This window comes from Ciceribacter lividus (genome assembly GCF_003337715.1).
GTDB lineage: Bacteria > Pseudomonadota > Alphaproteobacteria > Rhizobiales > Rhizobiaceae > Allorhizobium > Allorhizobium lividum.
Window position 1 is genome coordinate 153,231 of record NZ_QPIX01000005.1, and the last position, 19,598, is coordinate 172,828.

Here is a 19,598-nt window from a genome sequence, read left to right on the forward strand (position 1 = left end):
GTTCAGGGACCGGAAGGGGCTGCGTCGGTCGCCTCCGCCAGCAGCCAGTCTCTCATCAGCACCGCCTCCGGCGAGAGGTTCGTCGCTTCCGTCAACCAGTAGGCCTTTTCGATATCCGTCGGCCGGTCGAAGAGGACCTTTAGTTCCCCCCGCGACAGTTCGTCCGCAATCAGTGCGGTCGGGCAGAGGGCGACGCCGAGCCCTGCGGTCAGCGAACTCAGGAGCAGGTTGAAATCGGCGAAGATCGGTCCGCTCTCGCGCGGGCTTTCGAGACTTCCTTCGGAAAACCACCGTCGCCAGGCCGCGGGACTTTCATCATGGAGAAGGTCCGCAGCGAGCAGTTCGCGAGGATCGCGGATCGGACCGTTGCGATTGAGATAGGACGGGGCGCAGGTCGGCCGCGTGGCACCGGAGAGGATCGGCAAGGCCCCGGCATCCGGACGAGTGCCGTGCTGGATCAACAGATCGGCCGCCGCCTCGGCCGCCGTCTTTGCCCCGGCCGCATAGGAGATCGCAACCTGTATGTCGGGATGCGCGGCGCGGAAACGGGGCAGCCGCGGCGCCAGCCAATGAGTGACGACCGAAGGAAGGCAGGCGAGCCTGACCGTGCGGCGCCTTGCACCGGCGGAGAGCCGTTCGGCGGCAGCGGCGATGCCGGCGAGGCCCGCGGACACGGCATCGCCGAACTCTCGTCCGGCGGGTGTCAGCTGCACGCCGCGGGCGCTGCGCTCGAAGAGCCTTACGCCGAGCCAATCTTCGAGGCTGCGCACGTGCTGGCTGACGGCGGCCGGTGTCATGCCGAGTTCGGTTGCCGCCTGGCGGAAATTCTCACGGCGAGCGGCGGCTTCGAAGGCGCGGAGGCCTGGCAGGGGCGGGAGCTTCATGGGAACAAGGATAAGTGACACTTACCCTTATGGCAAGGAGATGCCGTCTTGCCAGCCGCCTTGCCGGCGTGCAGTGTCCGTCCTGTTGTTTGCCCTTGAGAGTGCAGGATCGTTCATGACCGCCAAGTCCGCCATCCAGGCCCCCATTCAGGTTCCCGTCGACGCCGCCGAGCGACGCGCCCGTCGCCCCGTCGTCGTCTACCCCAACGGAACGCTGCCGGCTCCGGACATGACACGACTTCAAGAAGCGCGCGCAACACTCGAAAAGATCGACGAAATTATCGTTTCGCCGCGCGAGGGCGGAGCGTTCGAGGCGCCGAAGGGGCATTTCTTCCGCGTCGTCAGCGTCGAGGGGCCGCAGGTCGGCGACCTCAACCTCTGGAATGCCGCGGACCTTTCCGAGCGCTTCTTCAGCGGCAAGACCCGGGCGCTGCATGCGACCCATGTCTCGGTCGGCGACCGGCTCTGGAGCTCGCTGCCGCATCTGCGGCCGATGGCGACGATCACCCATGATACGCTCGCCTGGTACGGGTGGGATGACGACGGGGCGGGCCTGCACGATGTCATCGGCACGCGCTGCGATCCCTATACCAACCGGCTGCTTTCCGGCGGCGACTATCACCACTGCTGCCATTCCAACCTGACACGCGCGCTCGCCGGGGCGAAGGGGCTCGCCTTCCGCGAGGCCGAACCGCACGTCCATGACGTGCTCAACGTCTTCATGTGCACCGGCTTTACGAGGGACACGCACCAGTATTTCATGAAGGCGAGCCCGGTGCGTCCCGGCGACTACATCGAGTTCTTCGCCGAGATCGACCTCATCGGCGCGCTTTCGGCCTGCCCCGGCGGCGATTGCAGCGCCACCCATTCGAGCGATGCTGCCGCGTGCTATCCGCTGAAGGTCGAGATTTTCCGGCCGGACATGGCGCTTTTGAAAGATTGGCCGTTCCCGGAGAGGAGCGGCTATCGCAATCCGGAATAGACGGGAGCAGACGGAATGCGGAAGAGTATCGTCACGTTGCTGCTGTCGGTTGCCTGCATTTCCTGCTCGCCTCCTTCCGGTGAAGCGGGGAAATTGGAAAACGCTCTTTTAGCAATCCCCGTTGGTTCATCGGTCAGATTCGAGGATCTCTCGCAATTTGCCGGAAGAACGATCTGTATGGTTCAGCCATACCAGGACAGTTTGGCTCTACGAGATCCTCTGGCGGATCAGGTGAACGAGTATCTTGCAGATCAAGGATTCGGGGCAAACGAAGCGTATTTTGCGTTTGTTTTGGTCGGTGACAATGAATTCGATGTCGTCAAGCTACCACGCTCGGACAAGCTCGACATCCTCGCGCTTCATCAAGCCTCGAAACTGTCGCGGGGGACGTTGCCACAAGGCTTCGTCCCTCGCAAATGCGTCACCGGTCCAGATGCGGCGATTGCCAAGATTGAGTTTATGGGTCGTGCGTATATCCGCTTGGGGCGGATGCAGTAGCAACGTAGCGACCGGTACGGATCGGTGCCAAGGTCGCTTTACAGCGCCGCCTTGATCTTGTCTGCGTGCGCCTTCAGCACCTCGATGTCTTCCATCTGACCGGAATGCGGCCGGAGCGGCACGCCCTCGTAGCGGGGAATGACGTGAAAGTGCAGGTGGAAGACCGTCTGGCCGGCAGTGGGCTCGTTGAACTGGGTGACGAGAACGCCGTCAGCGTCGAGCGCCTCTTTGGCGGCAACCGCGAGCTTCTGGACGACCGGCATCGTGCGGGCGAGAACCGCCGGGTCGGCGTCGAGCAGGTTGCGCGATCCTTCCTTGGGAATGACCAGCAGATGGCCCGGCGACTGCGGCATCACGTCCATGAAGGCGAGCGTATGCTCGTCCTCGTAGAGACGAACCGAGGGAATTTCGTTGCGCAGGATCTTGGCGAAGATGTTGTTGGGGTCGTAGGCCGGGCTGGTCATCTTGGGGCTCCTCGTTTCGCTGCGTACCTAACGCGACCGAGGGGGCGCGATCAAGCACCCGTCAGTCTTCGCGGCACTGGCGCTCGCCCTTCCTGAACGGGGTGTGTTCGCCGAGATACTCGCCGATCTGTTCGACCTCGCGGCGCTCGTGTTCGAGATAGTCGGCGACGGCACGTCTGAGGCCGGCATGGGCGATGAAATGGGCGGAGTGGGTGGTCACCGGCTGATATCCGCGGGCGAGCTTGTGCTCGCCCTGTGCGCCGGCCTCGACCTTCTGGAGCCCCTTGGCCAGGGCGAAATCGATCGCCTGATGATAGCAGACCTCGAAGTGCAGGAAGGGATGCTCCTCGATGCAGCCCCAGTGGCGGCCGAAGAGCGTGTCGCTGCCGATGAAGTTGATCGCACCGGCGATGTAGCGCCCGCCGCGCTTGGCCATCACCAGCAGGATGTCGTCGGCCATCCGTTCTCCGATCAGCGAGTAGAAGTCCCGTGTGAGATAGGGACGCCCCCACTTGCGGCTGCCGGTATCCATGTAGAAGGCGAAGAACTGGTCCCAGACGGCCTCGGTGAGATCTGAGCCGGTGAGCCAGTCGATCGTGATGCCGTTTTCGAGCGCGGCGCGGCGCTCCTTCTTCAGCGCCTTGCGCTTGCGAGACGCGAGCGTGTCGAGGAAATCGTCGTGGTCCCTGTAGCCGGCGTTCAGGAAATGGAACTGCTGGTCGGTGCGGTGAAGATAGCCCCGTCCCTCGAAGGCGGCGAGCTCGTCTTCAGGCAGGAAGGTGACGTGGGCGGAGGAGGCTCCGAGCCTTTCGGTGACCTCGCGCAAGCCTCCGGCGAGGAGCGCGCGGACCTCGGCCTGATGCCGGCCTCGTGCAACCATCAGCCGCGGCCCCGTCGCGGGGGTGAAGGGAATGGTGACCTGCAGCTTGGGATAATAGCGCCCGCCGGCGCGCTCGTAGGCGTCGGCCCAGCCGTGATCGAAGACGTATTCGCCGCGGCTGTGGCTCTTGAGATAGCAGGGGACGGCGCCGATCAGGATTCCGGCGGCGTCTTCCAGCAGAAGATGATGCCCGAGCCAGCCGGTCTCGGCGGTCGCCGATCCCGACTCCTCGAGCGCGGAGAGGAATCCATGCGAGTTGAAGGGGTTGTAGCCCCCGCCGGCCTTGTCGCGACCCGCACCCTCGAGCGTGGCCCAAAGTTCGGGCCGGATCGCTGCAAGGGACCGTTCGATCCGGATGGATACCTCTTGCTTCATGCTGCTCCCGTCAGGCGGTCGCGACCGTCGTCTCCCGGGGATCGAACCCCTCGAAGGTCATCTGCTCCGCATATTTATAGGTATGCTGTCGCATGATTTCATCCCTGACCGTCCAGGTAATGACCGGAATGCCGCGTTCGCGCTGGGCGGTGACGAAGCTGTTCGGCAGATGGGCGGCGCAGTAGGAGATGAAATCGAGCCCGAGCTGCATCGCTTCGTCGTGGGCGAAGAAGGTTTCGGGCTTGGCGCCTTCGGCCGTCAGTCCGACGGGGTAGGGGCAATCGAGCGCTTTCAGGTCCTTCAGCAGCCAGTGGTCGAAGCTCATCAGCGCGACCTTGCCTTCGTAGCCCTCGAGCACGTCGAGCACGGTCACGGCAAAACCGTCGTCCTCCTCGGCGCTGGTGCCCTTGAGCTCGATCACCAGCGGAACGCGGCCCTTGACGAGCGCCAGCATCTGCCGAAGCGTCGGAATGCGATCGGCGGTGCCGCCGACGGACAGCAGGCCGAGCTCGGCCGCGGTGCGCTCGCGCACATCACCGGCAATGCCGCACAGCCGCTGCAGGTCGTGGTCGTGGAACACCACCGGCACGCTGTCGGCCGAAAGCTGCACGTCGCATTCGATCGCGAAGCCTGCATCGATCGCCCGCTGGAAGGCTGAAAGGGTGTTCTCCCATACGGCCTTGTTCATGTCGTGGAAACCGCGATGGGCGACCGGCAGGTCCTTGATCCAGTTGGCGTCGGTCACTGGCCGATCTCCAGGATCGCGTCGATCTCGACGGCGGCATTGAGCGGCAGGGCGGCCATTCCGACGGCGGCACGGGCGTGCTTGCCGGCGTCGCCGAGGACGTTGGCGATGAGGTTCGAGGCACCGTTGATGACGAGATGCTGCTCGGTAAAGCCGGGCGCCGAGGCGACGAAGCCGTTGAGCTTGATGACGCGGGCGATGCGGCCGAGGTCGCCGAGCGCCGCCTTCGCCTGTGCAAGAATGTTGATGGCGCAGAGTTCCGCGGCCCGCTGGGCGGCCGCGAGATCGACGTCAGCGCCGGCCAGGCCGGTCACCGCGATCTTGCCGTCTTCCATCGGAAGCTGGCCGGAAAGGTAAAGCAGGTTGCCGCTGATGACGTACGGAACATAGTTCGCAGCCGGTGCGGCGGCGACCGGAAGGCGGATACCCATGGCTTCCAGACGATTGTCGATTGTCTCGGACATTCTAGTTTCCCGGTTTTGTTGTAAACATTGAAAAAGAATCTTGCATTACACGAAGGCGTGCCTCGCTTTCGCCGGGACAGTTCTTATATCATCGCCGGCCAGTCCAACAGGAGGTATTGAATGTTTCGCTCGAGCTATGCGGTTGCCGCTCTGGCCACCCTCGGAGCCACCGGCTGGGCGGCGAGCGGGGCGGAAGCTGCCGCCGGCCGTCTGGCGCCGCACAGGGCCATCTACGACGTCGAGCTGAAGGAAGCCTCCGAACGGGCCGGCATCGAGGCAATACGCGGCCGCATGGTCTACGAATTCGACGGATCGGAGTGCAAGGGTTACACGACCAACTTCCGCTTCGTGACCCGAATCGACACGGGTGAGCAGGTGCGCGTAACCGACCAGCAGAGCCGCACCTTCGAGGACATCGCCAACGGCAAGTTCCGGTTCGAGACGAAGTCGTTCACCGACGACCAGCTCGACAAGGACGTCAAGGGCAAGGCCGCCGACGATAACGGCCGGGTCAAGATCGAAATCGAGGGGCCCGCGAAGCGCGCCGTGGAACTGGTCGACAGCCGCTTCCCCGCCGAGCACATGCTGGAAGTCATCGACAGGGCGAGGAAAGGCGAGACCTTCTTCGAGGCACGCATCTTCGACGGGTCGGAGGACGGCGACCGCAGCTACCTGACGACGACCATCGTCGGCCATCCGACCGAGCCGGGCAAGGACGAACCGGACGCCGGAAAGGCCGGCGCAATGGCCCCGGCGAAGTACTGGCCGGTCTCGATCGCCTACTATGACGACAAGACGGCCGGAGACCAGTTGCCGGTCTACACCCAGTCCTTCAAGCTTTACGAGAACGGCGTCACCCGCGACCTGACCCTCGACTACGGCGACTTCATCCTGAGCGGTCATCTTTCGAAACTGGAGATGCTTGAGGACCGCGGCTGCAAATAGTCTTCCGGAACCGTATCCCGGAATGATCTTTGCCGACAAAAGCCTTGATTTCCTGACGAAGTCGCTATATGGCGAGCGGCATTCCACACGTAAGGCATGGGATTGTCCGGGAGAAATCCGGACGTTTCCGCCGGTGGCATTCTCGAAGAGGGTGCTGTTCGCCTTGCGGAGGTTCAACCGGAAAAGGAGAAAAAGGCATGGCATTGCCTGATTTCAGCATGCGCCAGCTTCTGGAAGCTGGTGTTCACTTCGGTCACCAGACGCACCGCTGGAACCCGAAGATGAAGCCGTACATCTTCGGCGATCGTAACAACATTCACATCATCGACCTCGCGCAGACCGTGCCGATGCTTTCGCGCGCCCTGCAGGTCGTTTCCGACACCGTCGCCCGCGGCGGCCGCGTGCTGTTCGTCGGCACCAAGCGTCAGGCCTCCGACCTGATCGCCGACAGCGCCAAGCGTTCGGCCCAGTACTACGTCAACTCCCGCTGGCTCGGCGGCATGCTGACCAACTGGAAGACCATTTCGAACTCGATTGCTCGCCTCCGCAAGCTCGACGAGATCCTCGCTTCGGAAGCCCAGGGCTATTCGAAGAAGGAGCGCCTCAACCTCGAGCGCGAACGCGAAAAGCTGAATAAGGCTCTCGGCGGTATCCGCGATATGGGCGGCACCCCGGACCTGATGTTCATCATCGACACCAACAAGGAAAAGATCGCAATCGATGAAGCCAAGCGCCTGGGTATCCCGGTCGTTGCCATCATCGACTCGAACTGCGATCCGGACCAGATCGACTACGCGATCCCCGGCAACGACGACGCCTCGCGCGCCATTGCTCTTTACTGCGACCTGATTGCCCGCGCGGCGATCGACGGTATCGCACGTCAGCAGGGTGCCTCCGGTCGTGACATCGGCGCCTCAGCCGAAGCCCCGATCGAGCCGGCGCTCGAAGACGAAGCCGGCGCCTGACGATGGCGAGCGGCGGAGCCCTTTCGGTCTTCGCCGCGTTTTCCTGATACGGGACGGGGCCGCTCTCAGCGATGCTGTTGGCGGCCTGTTCCTTTGCGGCGCGGACGTTTCGAACTCGCCGCCGCGATAGTCACCAGAGTTTATTACCGTGATGGCGCTGCTTCATCACGTTGTCATACTTCCGGGTACAGTTCGTGCCCCAAACAGGGCGCCTTCCGTCGTTTCGGGGGCGGGCGCACCGCTTGAACCGACAAGAGGCAAACAATGACCGAGATCACTGCTGCAATGGTGAAGGAACTGCGCGAAAAGAGCGGCGCAGGCATGATGGATTGCAAGAAGGCGCTCGCCGAGACCAACGGCGACATGGAAGCCGCCATCGACTGGCTGCGCGCCAAGGGCATCGCGAAGGCCGACAAGAAGTCCGGCCGTACCGCAGCGGAAGGTCTCGTCGGCATCGCCAGCGCCGGCACCAAGGCCGTCGTCGTCGAAATCAACTCCGAGACCGACTTCGTCGCCCGCAACGACGCCTTCCAGGACCTCGTTCGCGGCGTTGCCGGCGTTGCGCTTTCGACCGACGGTTCGGTTGACGCGATTGCCGCCGCCACCTACCCGGCAACCGGCAAGTCCGTCGCCGAAAGCTTGAAGGACGCGATCGCCACCATCGGCGAAAACATGACGCTGCGTCGCGCGACCCTGCTCTCGGTCGAAGACGGCGTCGTCGCCACCTACATCCACAACGCAGTCGCCGACGGTCTCGGCAAGCTCGGCGTGCTGGTCGCGCTGAAGTCGACCGGCAACAAGGACGCGCTGAACGCCATCGGCCGCCAGGTCGCCATGCACATCGCCGCCACCAATCCGCTCGCCATCCGAGCCGAGGAAGTCGACGCGGCTGTCGCCGAACGCGAACGCAACGTCTTCATCGAGCAGTCGCGCGCTTCCGGCAAGCCGGACAACATCATCGAGAAGATGGTCGAAGGCCGCATGCGCAAGTTCTTCGAAGAAGTTGCGCTGCTCTCGCAGGCCTTCGTCATCAATCCCGACCTGACGGTCGGCGCTGCGATCAAGGAAGCCGAGAAGGAAGTCGGCGCTCCGATCGAAGTTACCGGCATGGCTCGTCTTCTGCTCGGCGAAGGCGTCGAGAAGGAAGCGACCGACTTCGCCGCCGAAGTCGCAGCCGCCGCCAAGGGCTGATCGGCGCTTTCGTCCTTCATTGGAAAAACATGGGCATCGCGTGACAACGCGATGCCCTTCGTGTATCCGGCATCTAGTCATTCAAGGAGCGATCATGTCTTCCGCACCTCTCTATAAACGCGTTCTTCTGAAGGCCTCCGGGGAAGCCCTGATGGGCAGCCAGGGTTTTGGTATCGACGTGGCGGTCGCGGACCGTATCGCCTCCGATATCGCCGAAGCGCGGGCCATGGGTGTGGAGGTCGGCGTCGTGGTCGGCGGGGGCAACATCTTCCGTGGTGTCGCGGTGGCCTCCAAGGGCGGAGACCGGGTGACCGGCGACCACATGGGCATGCTCGCGACCGTCATCAACGCTCTGGCGCTCGCAACCTCGCTGCGCAAGCTCGACATCGACACGGTGGTGCTCTCGGCCATCGCCATGCCCGAAATCTGCGAAAGCTTCTCGCAGCGCGCGACGCTCTATCACCTGTCGCTCGGTCGCGTCGTGATCTTCGCGGGCGGCACGGGCAACCCCTTCTTCACGACCGACTCGGCTGCGGCGCTTCGTGCCGCCGAGATGGGCGCCGAGGCGATCTTCAAGGGAACCCAGGTGGATGGCATCTATTCGGCCGATCCGAAGAAGGATCCGACCGCCACCCGCTTTGAAAAGCTCACCCACGACGAGGTTCTGCAGAAGGGCCTTGCGGTGATGGACGTCGCCGCCGTCGCGCTGGCGCGCGAGAACCACATTCCGATCATCGTCTTCTCCATCCACGAAAAGGGCGGGTTCCGTGACATCCTCGCCGGTGGCGGCAGGAAGACGGTCGTTTCCGACACCTGAAACGCCGGGGCATTCTTTCTCCAGGCCGCCGGCCATATCGACTACAGGAGTATCATCATGACTGCAGAGGTTGATCTCAACGATCTGAAGCGCCGAATGGAAGGCGCGATCAACGCGTTCAAGCACGACATAGCGTCGCTGCGCACCGGCCGCGCTTCGTCCAACCTGCTCGACCCGGTTCAGGTGGAAGCCTACGGCTCGCGGGTGCCCCTCAACCAGGTGGCCAACATCACCGTCCCGGAGCCGCGCATGCTCGGCGTATCCATCTGGGACAAGTCGATGGTCGGCGCGGTCGACCGGGCGATCCGCGAATCGAATCTCGGCCTCAATCCGATCATCGACGGTCAGAACCTGCGCATTCCGCTGCCGGAACTGAACGAGGAACGCCGCAAGTCTCTGGTCAAGATCGCCCACGATTATGCGGAGAAGGCGAAGGTCGCCGTTCGCCACGTGCGTCGCGACGGTATGGACGGCCTTAAAAAGGCCGAGAAGGACGGCGTTATCGGTCAGGACGAGAGCCGTGCGCAGTCGGACAAGGTGCAAAAGATGACCGACGATACTATTTCTGAGGTCGACCGCTTGCTCGCGGAGAAGGAAAAGGAAATCATGCAGGTCTGAGGACGCCGGGCGCGTCCCTTGTCGTCCTGCCGAACGGAGAACCGGATCGAACATGTCCATATCCGAGAGCCGCGCTGCCCCGCAGCATGTTGCGATCATCATGGATGGCAACGGCCGTTGGGCAAACGCGCGCGGCCTGCCGCGGGCGGTCGGTCACCGCAAGGGGGTCGAAGCAGTCCGGGAGGTCGTTCAGGCAGCCGCCGACGCGGAGATCAAGTACCTGACCCTCTTCGCCTTTTCATCGGAGAACTGGCGGCGCCCTCAGGCCGAGGTCAATGATCTGTTCGGGCTTCTGAAGACCTTCGTCCAGCGCGACCTTGCGGAACTTCATCGCAAGGGCGTCCGCATCAGGGTGATCGGCGACCGCGTGCACCTGCGCGACGACATCCGCCTGCTCCTGCTCGAGGCGGAAGAGACGACGCGCGCCAATGGTGCGCTGACCTTGATCATCGCGTTCAACTACGGCTCCCGCGACGAGATCGCGCGAGCCTGCGCAGGGATCGCGGCGGACGTCCAGGCCGGCCGCCTGCAGCCTTCGGAGATCGACGCGCAGATGATCAACGACCGGCTGGATACCGCCGGCATTCCGGATCCGGACCTCGTTATCCGCACCAGCGGCGAGGAGCGGCTCTCCAATTTCCTGCTTTGGCAGGCGGCCTATGCGGAACTGATGTTCGTGCCGGAATACTGGCCCGATTTCACCCGCGAAATCTTCTTTTCGGCACTCGATCGCTATGCGGCGCGCGACCGGAGATTTGGCGGGCTGTCGGCCACGCCCGTGGCTGTGAGCTCGTAACGATGGCCCAAGAACTCCGTCTTCGCATTTATTCGGCAATCGTCCTTGCCGCGATCGTGCTCGCCGCGACCTGGATCGGAGGTCTGGCGTTTCGCATCGTCGCCTCGGTGATCGGCCTGCTCGTCTATCACGAGTGGTCGATGATAACAGGGCTCGCAGAAAAGAGCGTGCGCGGCAATGCCTGGGGATGGTTTTCCGTCCTGGCCGTGATCGCGACGTTACTGCTGACTTCGGGCGAGATGACGGTTCCGCTCTTCGCCGGTCTGGTGCTGACGGCGGCACTGCCGGCAATCGCAGGGCGCTGGAGCTGGTGGCAGCCCGGCGGCATCTTCTATGCGGGCCTGAGCGCGATCTCGCTTTCGGCGATCCGCGGCGAGGATTCGCTGGGCTTCACGGCCATGCTCTTCGTCTTCGCGGTCGTCTGGGGTACGGATATCCTCGCCTATTTCGTCGGCCGGGCGCTCGGCGGACCGAAGCTCGCGCCCAAGATATCACCCGGCAAGACGTGGTCCGGTGCCATTGGCGGCACGGTTGCGGGTGTTGTTGGTGGGATTGCCGTCGCGCTCGCCTATTTCCAGAGCGTCGCGCTGTGGGTCCCGGCCGTCGCCTTTGCGCTCTCGGTGTCGAGCCAGATCGGGGATCTCTTCGAGTCCTTCATAAAGCGTCGCTTCGGCGTGAAGGACTCCGGACGGATCATTCCGGGACACGGCGGCATCATGGACCGCGTCGACGGACTTGTTTTTGCCTGTTTTTCGGCTTTCCTTCTGGCTGTCGGCTATTCGGCCGTCACCGGCGCCGGAATAGAATCGCTCGGCGGCTTCCTGCTCGGCCTCTGACGCAAACCATCAAAGGGAGCGGAAATGGATCAGATCACGGCGTTTTTCGGGTTCCTCACGGGCTATATCCTGCCCTATGTGATCATCCTCTCGCTGCTCGTCTTCGTGCATGAGATGGGGCACTATCTGGCCGGGCGCTGGTCCGGCATCCGCATTCTCGCCTTTTCCGTCGGCTTCGGACCGGAGCTCGTGGGCTTCACCGACAAGCATGGCACGCGCTGGAAGATTTCCGCGATCCCGCTCGGCGGCTATGTTCGCTTCTTCGGCGATGCGGACGCGGCAAGCCGTCCGGGCGGCGAACTGGAAGGCCTGAGCCCGGCGGAGCGCGAACAGACGCTCGCCGGTGCGCGGCTGTGGAAACGGGCGGTCACCGTCGCCGCCGGTCCGATCGCCAACTTCGTTCTCGCGATCGTCATCTTTGCGGCGATCTTCGGCGCCTACGGCAAGCCGGTTGCCGATCCCGTGGTCGCCGAGGTCAAGGCAGAGAGCGCAGCCGAGGCGGCGGGTGTCAAGCCGGGCGACCTGCTGATCGCGCTCGACGGTTCCAAGGTGGAGACGTTTGATGACGTTGTCCGTTACATCACCATGCGGCCGGAAATCCCGGTCGTCGTGACCGTCAAGCGTGGCGAGAGTCTCCTCGATCTCGACATGGTGCCGCGCCGGACGGTTACGACCGACCGCTTCGGCAACAAGATGGAAGTCGGCCAGATCGGCATCGTCACCAACAAGGACAGCGGCAATTTCCGCATCGAGCCGCTGTCGCCGCTGCAGGCCGTGGGCGAGGGCTTCCGCCAGACCTGGCACATCGTCACCGGAACTGTCGACTATATCGCCAACATGTTCGCGGGGCGGATGAATGCCGATCAGCTCGGCGGGCCGGTGAGGGTCGTGCAGGCGTCCGGCCAGATGGCCTCTCTCGGCGTTCTGGCGCTCCTCAATCTTGCGGCTGTGTTGTCCGTTTCTCTTGGACTGTTGAATTTGATGCCAGTTCCGGTCCTTGACGGAGGCCATCTTGTGCTCTACGCGCTTGAGGCCCTGCGCGGGAAACCGGTCGGGGCGGCGGCTCAGGAAATTGCCTTCCGGATCGGTCTGGCGATGATCCTGTCGCTGATGGTTTTCGCGACGTGGAACGACATCAGCCGGCTGATCGGATGAGGCCGTCTTGAAAGGTAAGATACAATTTGTTTACGATGTTTCAAACTCGTAGTGGCGATTGGGTCACGGATACAAACGAAGTAAATAGAAATTAACGTCCACACTTGCTTGTAGGGTAAAACCCGTTAAAACCACTCACGGGCCGGAGTCGGCATACGGCTGCGGGACATTGGGAAGAAGGTTGGAAATACACATGAAGGCTGGTTCAAAGTTTTTGAACGCAGTATCGGCGGTCGCTCTGTCTGCTGGTGTTGTTTCATCTGGCGCAGGCGTTGCCTTTTTCGCATCGGCGGTTGTTGCCGAAGCGGCGGTTATTCAGCGTATCGATGTCCGGGGTGCCCAGCGGGTCGGCGTCGAGGCCGTGCGTTCCAACATCACCATCAAGCCGGGCAAGAGCTTCTCGAATGCGGATATCGATGAGTCCGTGAAGCGCCTTTACGAGACCGGCTTCTTCTCGGATGTCCGGATTTCCGTTTCCGGCGGCACGCTTGTGGTTTCCGTCGTGGAAAACAAGCTGGTCAATCAGGTGGTCTTTAACGGCAACCGAAAGATCAAGGACGACAAGCTGCAGACGGTCGTGCAGACCCAGTCGCTCGGCCCCTACAGCGAGAGCCTGATCGCAGCCGACATCCAGCGCATCAAGGAAGCCTATTCCGCGATCGGTCGCAGCGACGTCGAAGTGACGACCCAGGTCGCCGAAGTCGGCGAGGGGCGCGTCAATCTCGCCTTCGTGATCAATGAGGGTGAGCGCACCAAGATTTCCCAGATCAACTTCGTTGGCAATCAGGCCTATAGTGACGGTCGCCTTGCGTCTGTCATCCAGACGAAGCGTTCGAACATGCTGTCGTTCCTGACACGTCGCGACGTCTACAATGAGGACAAGCTGCGCGCCGACGAAGAGGCGTTGCGCCAGTTCTACTACAATCACGGTTATGCCGACTTCCGTGTCGTTTCCTCCGATGTGTCTCTGAACGAGGCAGGCAACGAGTACACGATTACGCTGACGGTCGATGAAGGTGAGCGCTACAAGTTCGGCGACATCAAGGTTGAATCGACCGTCGAAGGCGTCGATGGCGAAGAGCTGAAGCGCTACGTCGAGTCGCGTGCCGGCGATACCTACAGCGCCAAGGATGTTCAGAAGTCGATGGAAGCGATCTCGCGTCGCGTCTCGTCGGCAGGCTATCCGTTTGCTCGCGTCGTTCCGCGCGGCGACCGCAATTTCGAAAACAACACGATCGGCGTGACCTATCTCGTCGATCAGGGCGAGCGTGCCTACGTTGAGCGCATCGAGATCCGCGGCAACACCCGGACGCGTGACTACGTCATCCGCCGCGAGTTCGACATCAGTGAAGGCGATGCCTTCAACCAGGAAACCATCTCGGCGGCCAAGCGTCGTCTCGAGGCGCTCGGATACTTCACGACGGTCAATATCTCGACCGCGCCGGGCAGCGCTCCCGACCGCGTCGTCGTCGTCGTGGAGGTCGAAGATCAGCCGACCGGTTCGTTCGGGGTCGGCGCCGGCTACTCGGTCGGTGGTGACGGGTTCGTCCTGGAAGCGTCGATCGAAGAAAAGAACTTCCTCGGTCGCGGCCAGTTCATCCGTTTGGCGGCTGGCGGCGGTTTCCAGAATGCTCGCAGCTACAACTTCTCCTTCACGGAGCCGTACTTCCTCGGTTACCGTCTGGCGGCCGGTTTCGATCTCTTCAAGAGCTCGACGAGCAGCAACGATCACTACGATTACGACGAGAAGGGCGGTACCGTCCGTGTTACTGCGCCGATCACCGAAGATCTGGCGACGACGCTGAAGTACACCTACAAGGAGATTGACTACAGCTCAAGCGGCACTGACTACGCCGCCTTGTCGCAGCCCTATAAGGATCTGGTGGACGGCAGCCCGTGGAAGCAGTCGATCATCGGCAATACCTGGGTCTACAACACCCTGGACGACCGCATCATCGCGCGTGAAGGCATGTACCTGAACGTCACGCAGGAATATGCGGGCCTCGGTGGCGATTCCGACTTCTACAAGATCTACGGCCGCTTCCGTTATTTCCACAGCCTGTCCGATGAGCTCGACATCATCGGCTCCGTTTCGCTGGCTGGTGGCCACGTGGTTTCGACCAACGGATCGCTCAAGGTCTTCGATCAGTTCATGATCGGCGGCAAGGATCTGCGTGGCTTCGAAAGCAGCGGTATCGGCCCGCGCATGGCAAATGGCGATGCGCTCGGCGGCACGACCTACTTCACGGCTTCGGCTGAGGCGAGCTTCCCGATGCCGGGCATCCCGCAGGACTTCAACCTGCGCGGCGCGGTCTTTGCCGATGCCGGTACGCTTTACGGCAATGACGTCGCCAACAGCGCTGGTGCAGTTGGCACGGACATGTCGTGGCGCGCCTCCGTCGGCGCCGGCATCGTCTGGGTGTCGCCCTTTGGTCCGCTGCGCTTCGACTATGCTGTCCCGGTCGTCAAGGAAGACTTCGACAAGGTTCAGAACTTCCGCTTCAGCATGGCGAACCAGTTCTGAGTTGAGTGCTCCCGGACTGCAGGCAGTAATACGTTCTGGGGCTATGGCTTATGGAGCATGAGTATTTTTTTCCGCCCCATGATGGCATAAGCTTGGCTTCGTTGGCTGCGCAGATCGGGGCGGAACTCGAAAACGAGAATCACGCAGATCGACTGATCCACTCCGTTTCGCCCGTGTACCGGGCGAAACGGGGGCAGATTTGCTATATCCTCTCGCGCAAGAACCGCGAGGAACTGCAGACCTGCGAGGCCTCGGCGATCCTGTGTGACAAGGCGTTGCGTTCTCTCGTTCCTGATCACGTTCCGGTCCTGCTGACCAAGACGCCGCACACCGCCTTTGCGATGGCAGGTTCCATCCTGCATCCGAAGGCGATGCGGCCGCTGATGACGGCTGAAAAGGCGGAGGGCATTTCGCCGGCTGCGTTCGTCGATCCGACGGCAAGGCTTGAGCCGGGTGTCGTCGTCGAGCCGATGGCGGTGATCGGCGCTCACGTCGAGATCGGCAGTGGAACGCGGATCGGCGCCGGCGTGGTGGTCGGCGAGCATGTCCGCATCGGCCGGGAATGCTCGATCGCTTCCGGCGCGACCATTCTGGCGGCGCTGATCGGCAACAACGTCATTATCCACAACGGTGCCCGCATCGGTCAGGATGGTTTCGGCTATGCGCCGGGTCCGCGCGGCATGCTGAAGATCGTTCAGGTCGGGCGGGTCATCATTCAGGATCACGTCGAGATCGGCGCGAACACGACAATTGATCGCGGCACGATGGATGACACCGTGATCGGCGAGGGTACGAAGATCGACAATCTCGTGCAGATCGGTCACAACGTGCGGATCGGCCGTCATTGCGGCATTGTGAGCCAGGTCGGCATTGCCGGCAGCGCGAAGATCGGCGACGGCGTGATGATCGGTGGTGCCTGTGGCGTCAACGGACATATTACGATCGGCGACGGGGCACAGATCGCGGCGATGAGTGGCGTTCTGGCAGACGTGCCACCCGGCGAACGCTATGGCGGCGTGCCGGCTCGGCCGCTCAAGGATTATCTGCGCGAGGTGGCTGCGGCGCTCGGCCAGGCGGACAGCCGCGCAAAGGAGAAAGGGGGCAAGAATGACTGAAGACGCGAAGCCGACATTGGGTTCGGCGGATATCCTCGAGATCATGAAGCTGTTGCCCCACCGCTATCCGTTCCTGCTCGTGGACCGGATCATCGAGATCGACGGCGACAATTCCGCGATCGGCATCAAGAACGTCACGGCGAACGAGCCACATTTCACCGGCCACTTCCCTGAGGCTCCGATCATGCCGGGCGTACTGCTCGTCGAGGGAATGGCCCAGACAGCGGGTGCGATCTGTGCGCGCAAGCAAGGCGAAGGTGGCAATCTCGTCTACTTCATGACGATCGACAACGCGCGCTTCCGTAAGCCTGTCGTTCCCGGTGACCGCGTCGAGTTCCACGTCGTGAAGCAGAAGCAGCGCGGCAACATCTGGAAGTTCCATTGCGAGGCAAAGGTCGACGGCGCGCTTGCAGCCGAGGCCGATATCGGCGCCATGATCATGCGCAAGGACGATAAATGAGCGGTATCGCAGCAAGCGCCGTCATCCATCCGCTCGCGGTCGTCGAGGACGGTGCGGTTGTCGGCGAAAACGTGAAGATCGGGCCATTCTGCCATGTCGGCCCGAAGGTCACGCTCGGCGACGGATGCGAGCTGCTGTCGCATGTCTCAGTAACGGGGCTTACGACCATCGGTCGGAATGCGCGGATCTTTCCGTGCGCTGTCATTGGCGGCGAGCCGCAGAGCGTGCATCACGAGGGCGAGGAAACCACGCTCTCGATCGGCGACAACTGCACGATGCGCGAAGGCGTGACGATGAACGCCGGCACGGTCGGCGGTGGCGGCAAGACCATCGTCGGTAACAACAACCTGTTCCTCGCCAATTCGCATGTCGCCCATGACTGCAGGCTCGGCGATCACATCATCCTGTCGAACAACGTCATGCTGGCGGGGCACGTCACGGTCGAGGACCGGGTGATCCTTGGCGGCGGATCGGCCGTGCACCAGTTCACCCGCATCGGTCGTCAGGCCTTCATCGGCGGGCTGTCGGCGGTCAGCTACGATGTCATTCCCTACGGCATGCTGAACGGCAATCCCGGCGTGCTCGGCGGTCTGAACGTTGTCGGCATGACGCGTGCAGGCGTCGAGCGCTCGGTGATCCACCGTGTTCGTCGCGCCTTCAAGCAGATCTTCGAAGGCGAAGGTTCGGCGCGCGCCAATGCCGCCGCCATTCGCGAGGAATACCTCGACTGCCCGCAGGTGATCGAGATCCTGGACTTCATCGCCGCCGAGAGTGACCGGGCGCTTTCCTCGCCCTTCCGCGGAAAGAACTGACGGCGATGTCCGCCCCTGCCGGAGAGCATGACGGTCGGCTGGCGATCGTCGCCGGCAGCGGCATGCTTCCGCATTTCGTTGCCGAGGCGGCGCGCGAGGCGGGCGAGGACCCTTTCATCTTCCGGCTCAGCAACGAATCCGACCAGACCTGGGACGGTTTCGACAGTGCGGTGATCGGCGTCGGCGACATGGCCGGGCTTTCCCGTCTCGTGAAGGCGAAGGGTATCGGCCGCGTGGTGCTGTCCGGTGGTGTCAAGCGTCGTCCGGCCTTTCGCGAAATCCACGTCAATCTGCGCTCGCTGATGAAATTGCCGATGGCGGTGAAGACCCTGCTTGCGGGCGGCGACGACGCGGTCTTGAAGATGGTGATCGCGCTGATCGAGGCGCAAGGTTGCAAGGTCCTCGGGGCACACGAAATCGCGCCTGATCTCCTTGCCTCTACTGGCCCGCTCGGCAGCATCAAGCCTTCCGGCGACGACATGCGCGACATTGCGCGGGCCGCCGAAGCCGCGGAAGCGCTCGGAAGGCTGGACGTGGGGCAGGGCGCCGTCAGCGTCGGCGGCCGCATCGTGGCGCTGGAAGGCGTCGAGGGTACGGACGCCATGCTGGCACGCGTGGCCCGGCTTCGCTCGGAGGGCCGTATATCGAGCTACCGCAAGGGCGTGCTTGTGAAGCTCTGCAAACCGCAGCAGGATATCCGGGCCGACTTGCCGGCAATCGGGCGTTCGACGGTGGAGAACGCCGCGAAGGCGGGGCTTGCCGGCATTGCCGTCGAGGCGGGTCGCGCTCTGATCATCGAACGAGCGGCGGTGCTGGAGGCTGCCGACGCCGCCGGTATCTTCGTCTGCGGGATTGATCTTGGTCTGCCGGGAGGACTGGTGTGAGCGCGAGGAGCCTGAAGATCGCGGTCATCGCGGGAGAGGTCTCCGGCGATCTTCTGGGCGGCGATCTCGTGGCAGCGCTCAAGACCCGGTACTCCGGTCCGCTTGAGCTGGTAGGTGTTGGCGGCGAGGCGTTGCAGGCGCAGGGCCTGAAATCGTTCTTCGATTTTTCCGAACTCTCTGTGATGGGACTGACCCAGGTTCTCGCGCGGCTTCCGCGCTTCATCAAGCTCATCTCGTGGACGGCCGACGCGATCATCGCCGAAAAGCCCGACCTGCTACTGATCGTCGACAGCCCGGACTTCACGCATCGCGTAGCGAAGAAGGTCCGCAAGGCACTGCCCGACCTGCCGGTGGTGGATTATGTCTGCCCAAGCGTCTGGGCCTGGAAGGAATACCGCGCTCGCGACATGCTCGCTTACGTCGACCGCGTGCTTGCGATCCTGCCGTTCGAGCCCGAGGTCATGGAGCGGCTCGGTGGCCCAGAAACCCGCTTCGTCGGCCACCGGCTGACCGCCTATCCTAAACTCGTCGAGACGCGCGCTGCCCGCATCGCAAGGGGCGTCCCGAGCGGAGGGGCCACGCGGACGGTCCTTCTGCTGCCGGGGTCGCGCAAGGCGGAGGTCGCGACGCTCCTCCCGATCTTTGGCGAAGTCGTGCACCAGTTCGTCGAGCGCAACGGACCAGCGCGTTTCCTGCTGCCGGCCGTGCCGAAACAGGTGGAGCGGATCCGCGCGATCACCGATGGCTGGACGGTGCGGCCGGAAATTCTCCTCGGCGAGGAGGACAAGTGGCGGGCCTTCGAAGTCGCCGACGCCGCGCTGGCCGCCTCGGGCACGGTCATCCTGGAGCTCGCGCTCGCCGGCATCCCGACTGTCTCGGCCTATAAGGCGGACTGGTTGATCACGCTCCTGAGGAATCGCATCAAGGTCTGGTCCGCGGCGCTACCGAATATCATCGCCGACTACCCGGTCGTACCGGAATATCTGAACGATGCAGTCCGGCCCGGTCCGCTGGTTCGCTGGCTGGAGCGGCTTTCGGCCGATACGCTCGACCGCAGGGCCATGCTCGCCGGGTTCGACGAGGTCTGGGCCAGGATGAAGACCGAGACGGCGCCGGGCGAGGCGGCCGCAGCCATCGTTCTCGATCTCCTGCGGCAGAGGGGTGTTGTCTCTTCGCTCTGAAACGGGC

Annotated in this window: 21 protein-coding genes; 16 read left to right on the forward strand and 5 right to left on the reverse strand. The window is 63.0% G+C overall.

All coding sequences use genetic code 11. The features are described 5' to 3' along the window. Positions 1–2: 2 nt before the first annotated feature. Positions 3–884, reverse strand: a complete 882-nt coding sequence (locus DFR48_RS10710) for a LysR family transcriptional regulator (RefSeq protein WP_114363138.1) — start codon at positions 882–884, stop codon at positions 3–5. Positions 885–999: 115 nt separating this feature from the next. Between DFR48_RS10710 and DFR48_RS10715 the strand changes: the two genes are divergently transcribed. Together DFR48_RS10715 and DFR48_RS10720 are read left to right on the forward strand one after the other, a co-directional pair. Beyond that, positions 1,000–1,866: an urea carboxylase-associated family protein gene (locus tag DFR48_RS10715; protein WP_114363139.1), complete on the forward strand. Its 867-nt coding sequence runs from the start codon at positions 1,000–1,002 to the stop codon at positions 1,864–1,866. 15 nt (positions 1,867–1,881) lie between these two features. After that, positions 1,882–2,364 (forward strand): hypothetical protein, encoded by a 483-nt coding sequence (locus DFR48_RS10720; RefSeq protein WP_147273528.1) that lies wholly within the window; start codon positions 1,882–1,884, stop codon positions 2,362–2,364. Positions 2,365–2,402: 38 nt separating this feature from the next. Here the strand turns inward: DFR48_RS10720 and DFR48_RS10725 are convergent, their stop codons facing one another. The 4 genes from DFR48_RS10725 to DFR48_RS10740 all read right to left on the reverse strand — a co-directional run bounded on the left by DFR48_RS10725 (position 2,403) and on the right by DFR48_RS10740 (position 5,292). After that, positions 2,403–2,828, reverse strand: a complete 426-nt coding sequence (locus tag DFR48_RS10725) for an HIT family protein (protein ID WP_114363141.1) — start codon at positions 2,826–2,828, stop codon at positions 2,403–2,405. A 61-nt stretch (positions 2,829–2,889) separates the two neighbouring features. Continuing rightward, positions 2,890–4,083: a GNAT family N-acetyltransferase gene (locus DFR48_RS10730; RefSeq protein WP_114363142.1), complete on the reverse strand. Its 1,194-nt coding sequence runs from the start codon at positions 4,081–4,083 to the stop codon at positions 2,890–2,892. Between the two features lie 10 nt (positions 4,084–4,093). Then, positions 4,094–4,828: a glycerophosphodiester phosphodiesterase gene (locus DFR48_RS10735; protein ID WP_114363143.1), complete on the reverse strand. Its 735-nt coding sequence runs from the start codon at positions 4,826–4,828 to the stop codon at positions 4,094–4,096. Further along, positions 4,825–5,292, reverse strand: coding sequence for a RidA family protein (locus tag DFR48_RS10740; protein ID WP_114363144.1), 468 nt, complete (start codon positions 5,290–5,292; stop codon positions 4,825–4,827). The genes DFR48_RS10735 and DFR48_RS10740 overlap by 4 nt, the downstream gene beginning before the upstream one ends. A gap of 120 nt (positions 5,293–5,412) precedes the next feature. Here DFR48_RS10740 and DFR48_RS10745 point away from each other — a divergent pair, with 120 nt between their 5' ends. From DFR48_RS10745 to lpxB, 14 genes are all read left to right on the forward strand, one after another. Next, a complete protein-coding gene (locus tag DFR48_RS10745; protein ID WP_114363145.1) occupies positions 5,413–6,237 on the forward strand; it encodes a cell envelope integrity EipB family protein in 825 nt (274 codons plus the stop codon). Positions 6,238–6,434: 197 nt separating this feature from the next. Next, on the forward strand, positions 6,435–7,202 hold the full coding sequence (rpsB, locus tag DFR48_RS10750; protein WP_112689767.1) for a 30S ribosomal protein S2: 768 nt from the start codon (positions 6,435–6,437) through the stop codon (positions 7,200–7,202). Positions 7,203–7,466: 264 nt separating this feature from the next. Then, the gene (tsf, locus tag DFR48_RS10755; RefSeq protein WP_114363146.1) at positions 7,467–8,393 is read left to right on the forward strand and encodes a translation elongation factor Ts; all 927 of its coding nucleotides are present in this window, start codon (positions 7,467–7,469) and stop codon (positions 8,391–8,393) included. A gap of 94 nt (positions 8,394–8,487) precedes the next feature. Then, entirely contained in the window at positions 8,488–9,210 is a 723-nt protein-coding gene (gene pyrH / locus DFR48_RS10760; RefSeq protein WP_112689765.1) for a UMP kinase, read from the forward strand. A gap of 57 nt (positions 9,211–9,267) precedes the next feature. Continuing rightward, positions 9,268–9,828 carry a ribosome recycling factor gene (gene frr, locus DFR48_RS10765; RefSeq protein WP_114363147.1) on the forward strand — a complete coding sequence of 187 codons (561 nt, stop codon included), beginning with the start codon at positions 9,268–9,270 and terminating at the stop codon, positions 9,826–9,828. Between the two features lie 52 nt (positions 9,829–9,880). Further along, on the forward strand, positions 9,881–10,624 hold the full coding sequence (locus DFR48_RS10770; protein ID WP_114363148.1) for an isoprenyl transferase: 744 nt from the start codon (positions 9,881–9,883) through the stop codon (positions 10,622–10,624). Positions 10,625–10,626: 2 nt separating this feature from the next. Continuing rightward, positions 10,627–11,460 (forward strand): phosphatidate cytidylyltransferase, encoded by an 834-nt coding sequence (locus DFR48_RS10775; protein WP_114363149.1) that lies wholly within the window; start codon positions 10,627–10,629, stop codon positions 11,458–11,460. A gap of 24 nt (positions 11,461–11,484) precedes the next feature. Further along, positions 11,485–12,615: an RIP metalloprotease RseP gene (gene rseP, locus DFR48_RS10780; RefSeq protein ID WP_114363150.1), complete on the forward strand. Its 1,131-nt coding sequence runs from the start codon at positions 11,485–11,487 to the stop codon at positions 12,613–12,615. Between the two features lie 193 nt (positions 12,616–12,808). Then, positions 12,809–15,139 carry an outer membrane protein assembly factor BamA gene (bamA, locus tag DFR48_RS10785; RefSeq protein ID WP_114363151.1) on the forward strand — a complete coding sequence of 777 codons (2,331 nt, stop codon included), beginning with the start codon at positions 12,809–12,811 and terminating at the stop codon, positions 15,137–15,139. Positions 15,140–15,189: 50 nt separating this feature from the next. Then, complete coding sequence (lpxD, locus tag DFR48_RS10790; RefSeq protein WP_114363152.1) at positions 15,190–16,254, forward strand: UDP-3-O-(3-hydroxymyristoyl)glucosamine N-acyltransferase; 1,065 nt, start codon at positions 15,190–15,192, stop codon at positions 16,252–16,254. Then, positions 16,247–16,714, forward strand: a complete 468-nt coding sequence (fabZ, locus tag DFR48_RS10795; RefSeq protein ID WP_114363153.1) for a 3-hydroxyacyl-ACP dehydratase FabZ — start codon at positions 16,247–16,249, stop codon at positions 16,712–16,714. Before lpxD ends, fabZ begins: the two co-directional genes overlap by 8 nt. After that, positions 16,711–17,526, forward strand: coding sequence for an acyl-ACP--UDP-N-acetylglucosamine O-acyltransferase (lpxA, locus tag DFR48_RS10800; protein WP_112689757.1), 816 nt, complete (start codon positions 16,711–16,713; stop codon positions 17,524–17,526). Before fabZ ends, lpxA begins: the two co-directional genes overlap by 4 nt. Before the next feature lie 5 nt (positions 17,527–17,531). Then, positions 17,532–18,410, forward strand: coding sequence for an LpxI family protein (locus DFR48_RS10805; RefSeq protein ID WP_114363154.1), 879 nt, complete (start codon positions 17,532–17,534; stop codon positions 18,408–18,410). After that, on the forward strand, positions 18,407–19,591 hold the full coding sequence (gene lpxB / locus DFR48_RS10810; protein WP_114363155.1) for a lipid-A-disaccharide synthase: 1,185 nt from the start codon (positions 18,407–18,409) through the stop codon (positions 19,589–19,591). The genes DFR48_RS10805 and lpxB overlap by 4 nt, the downstream gene beginning before the upstream one ends. Positions 19,592–19,598: the final 7 nt, after the last annotated feature.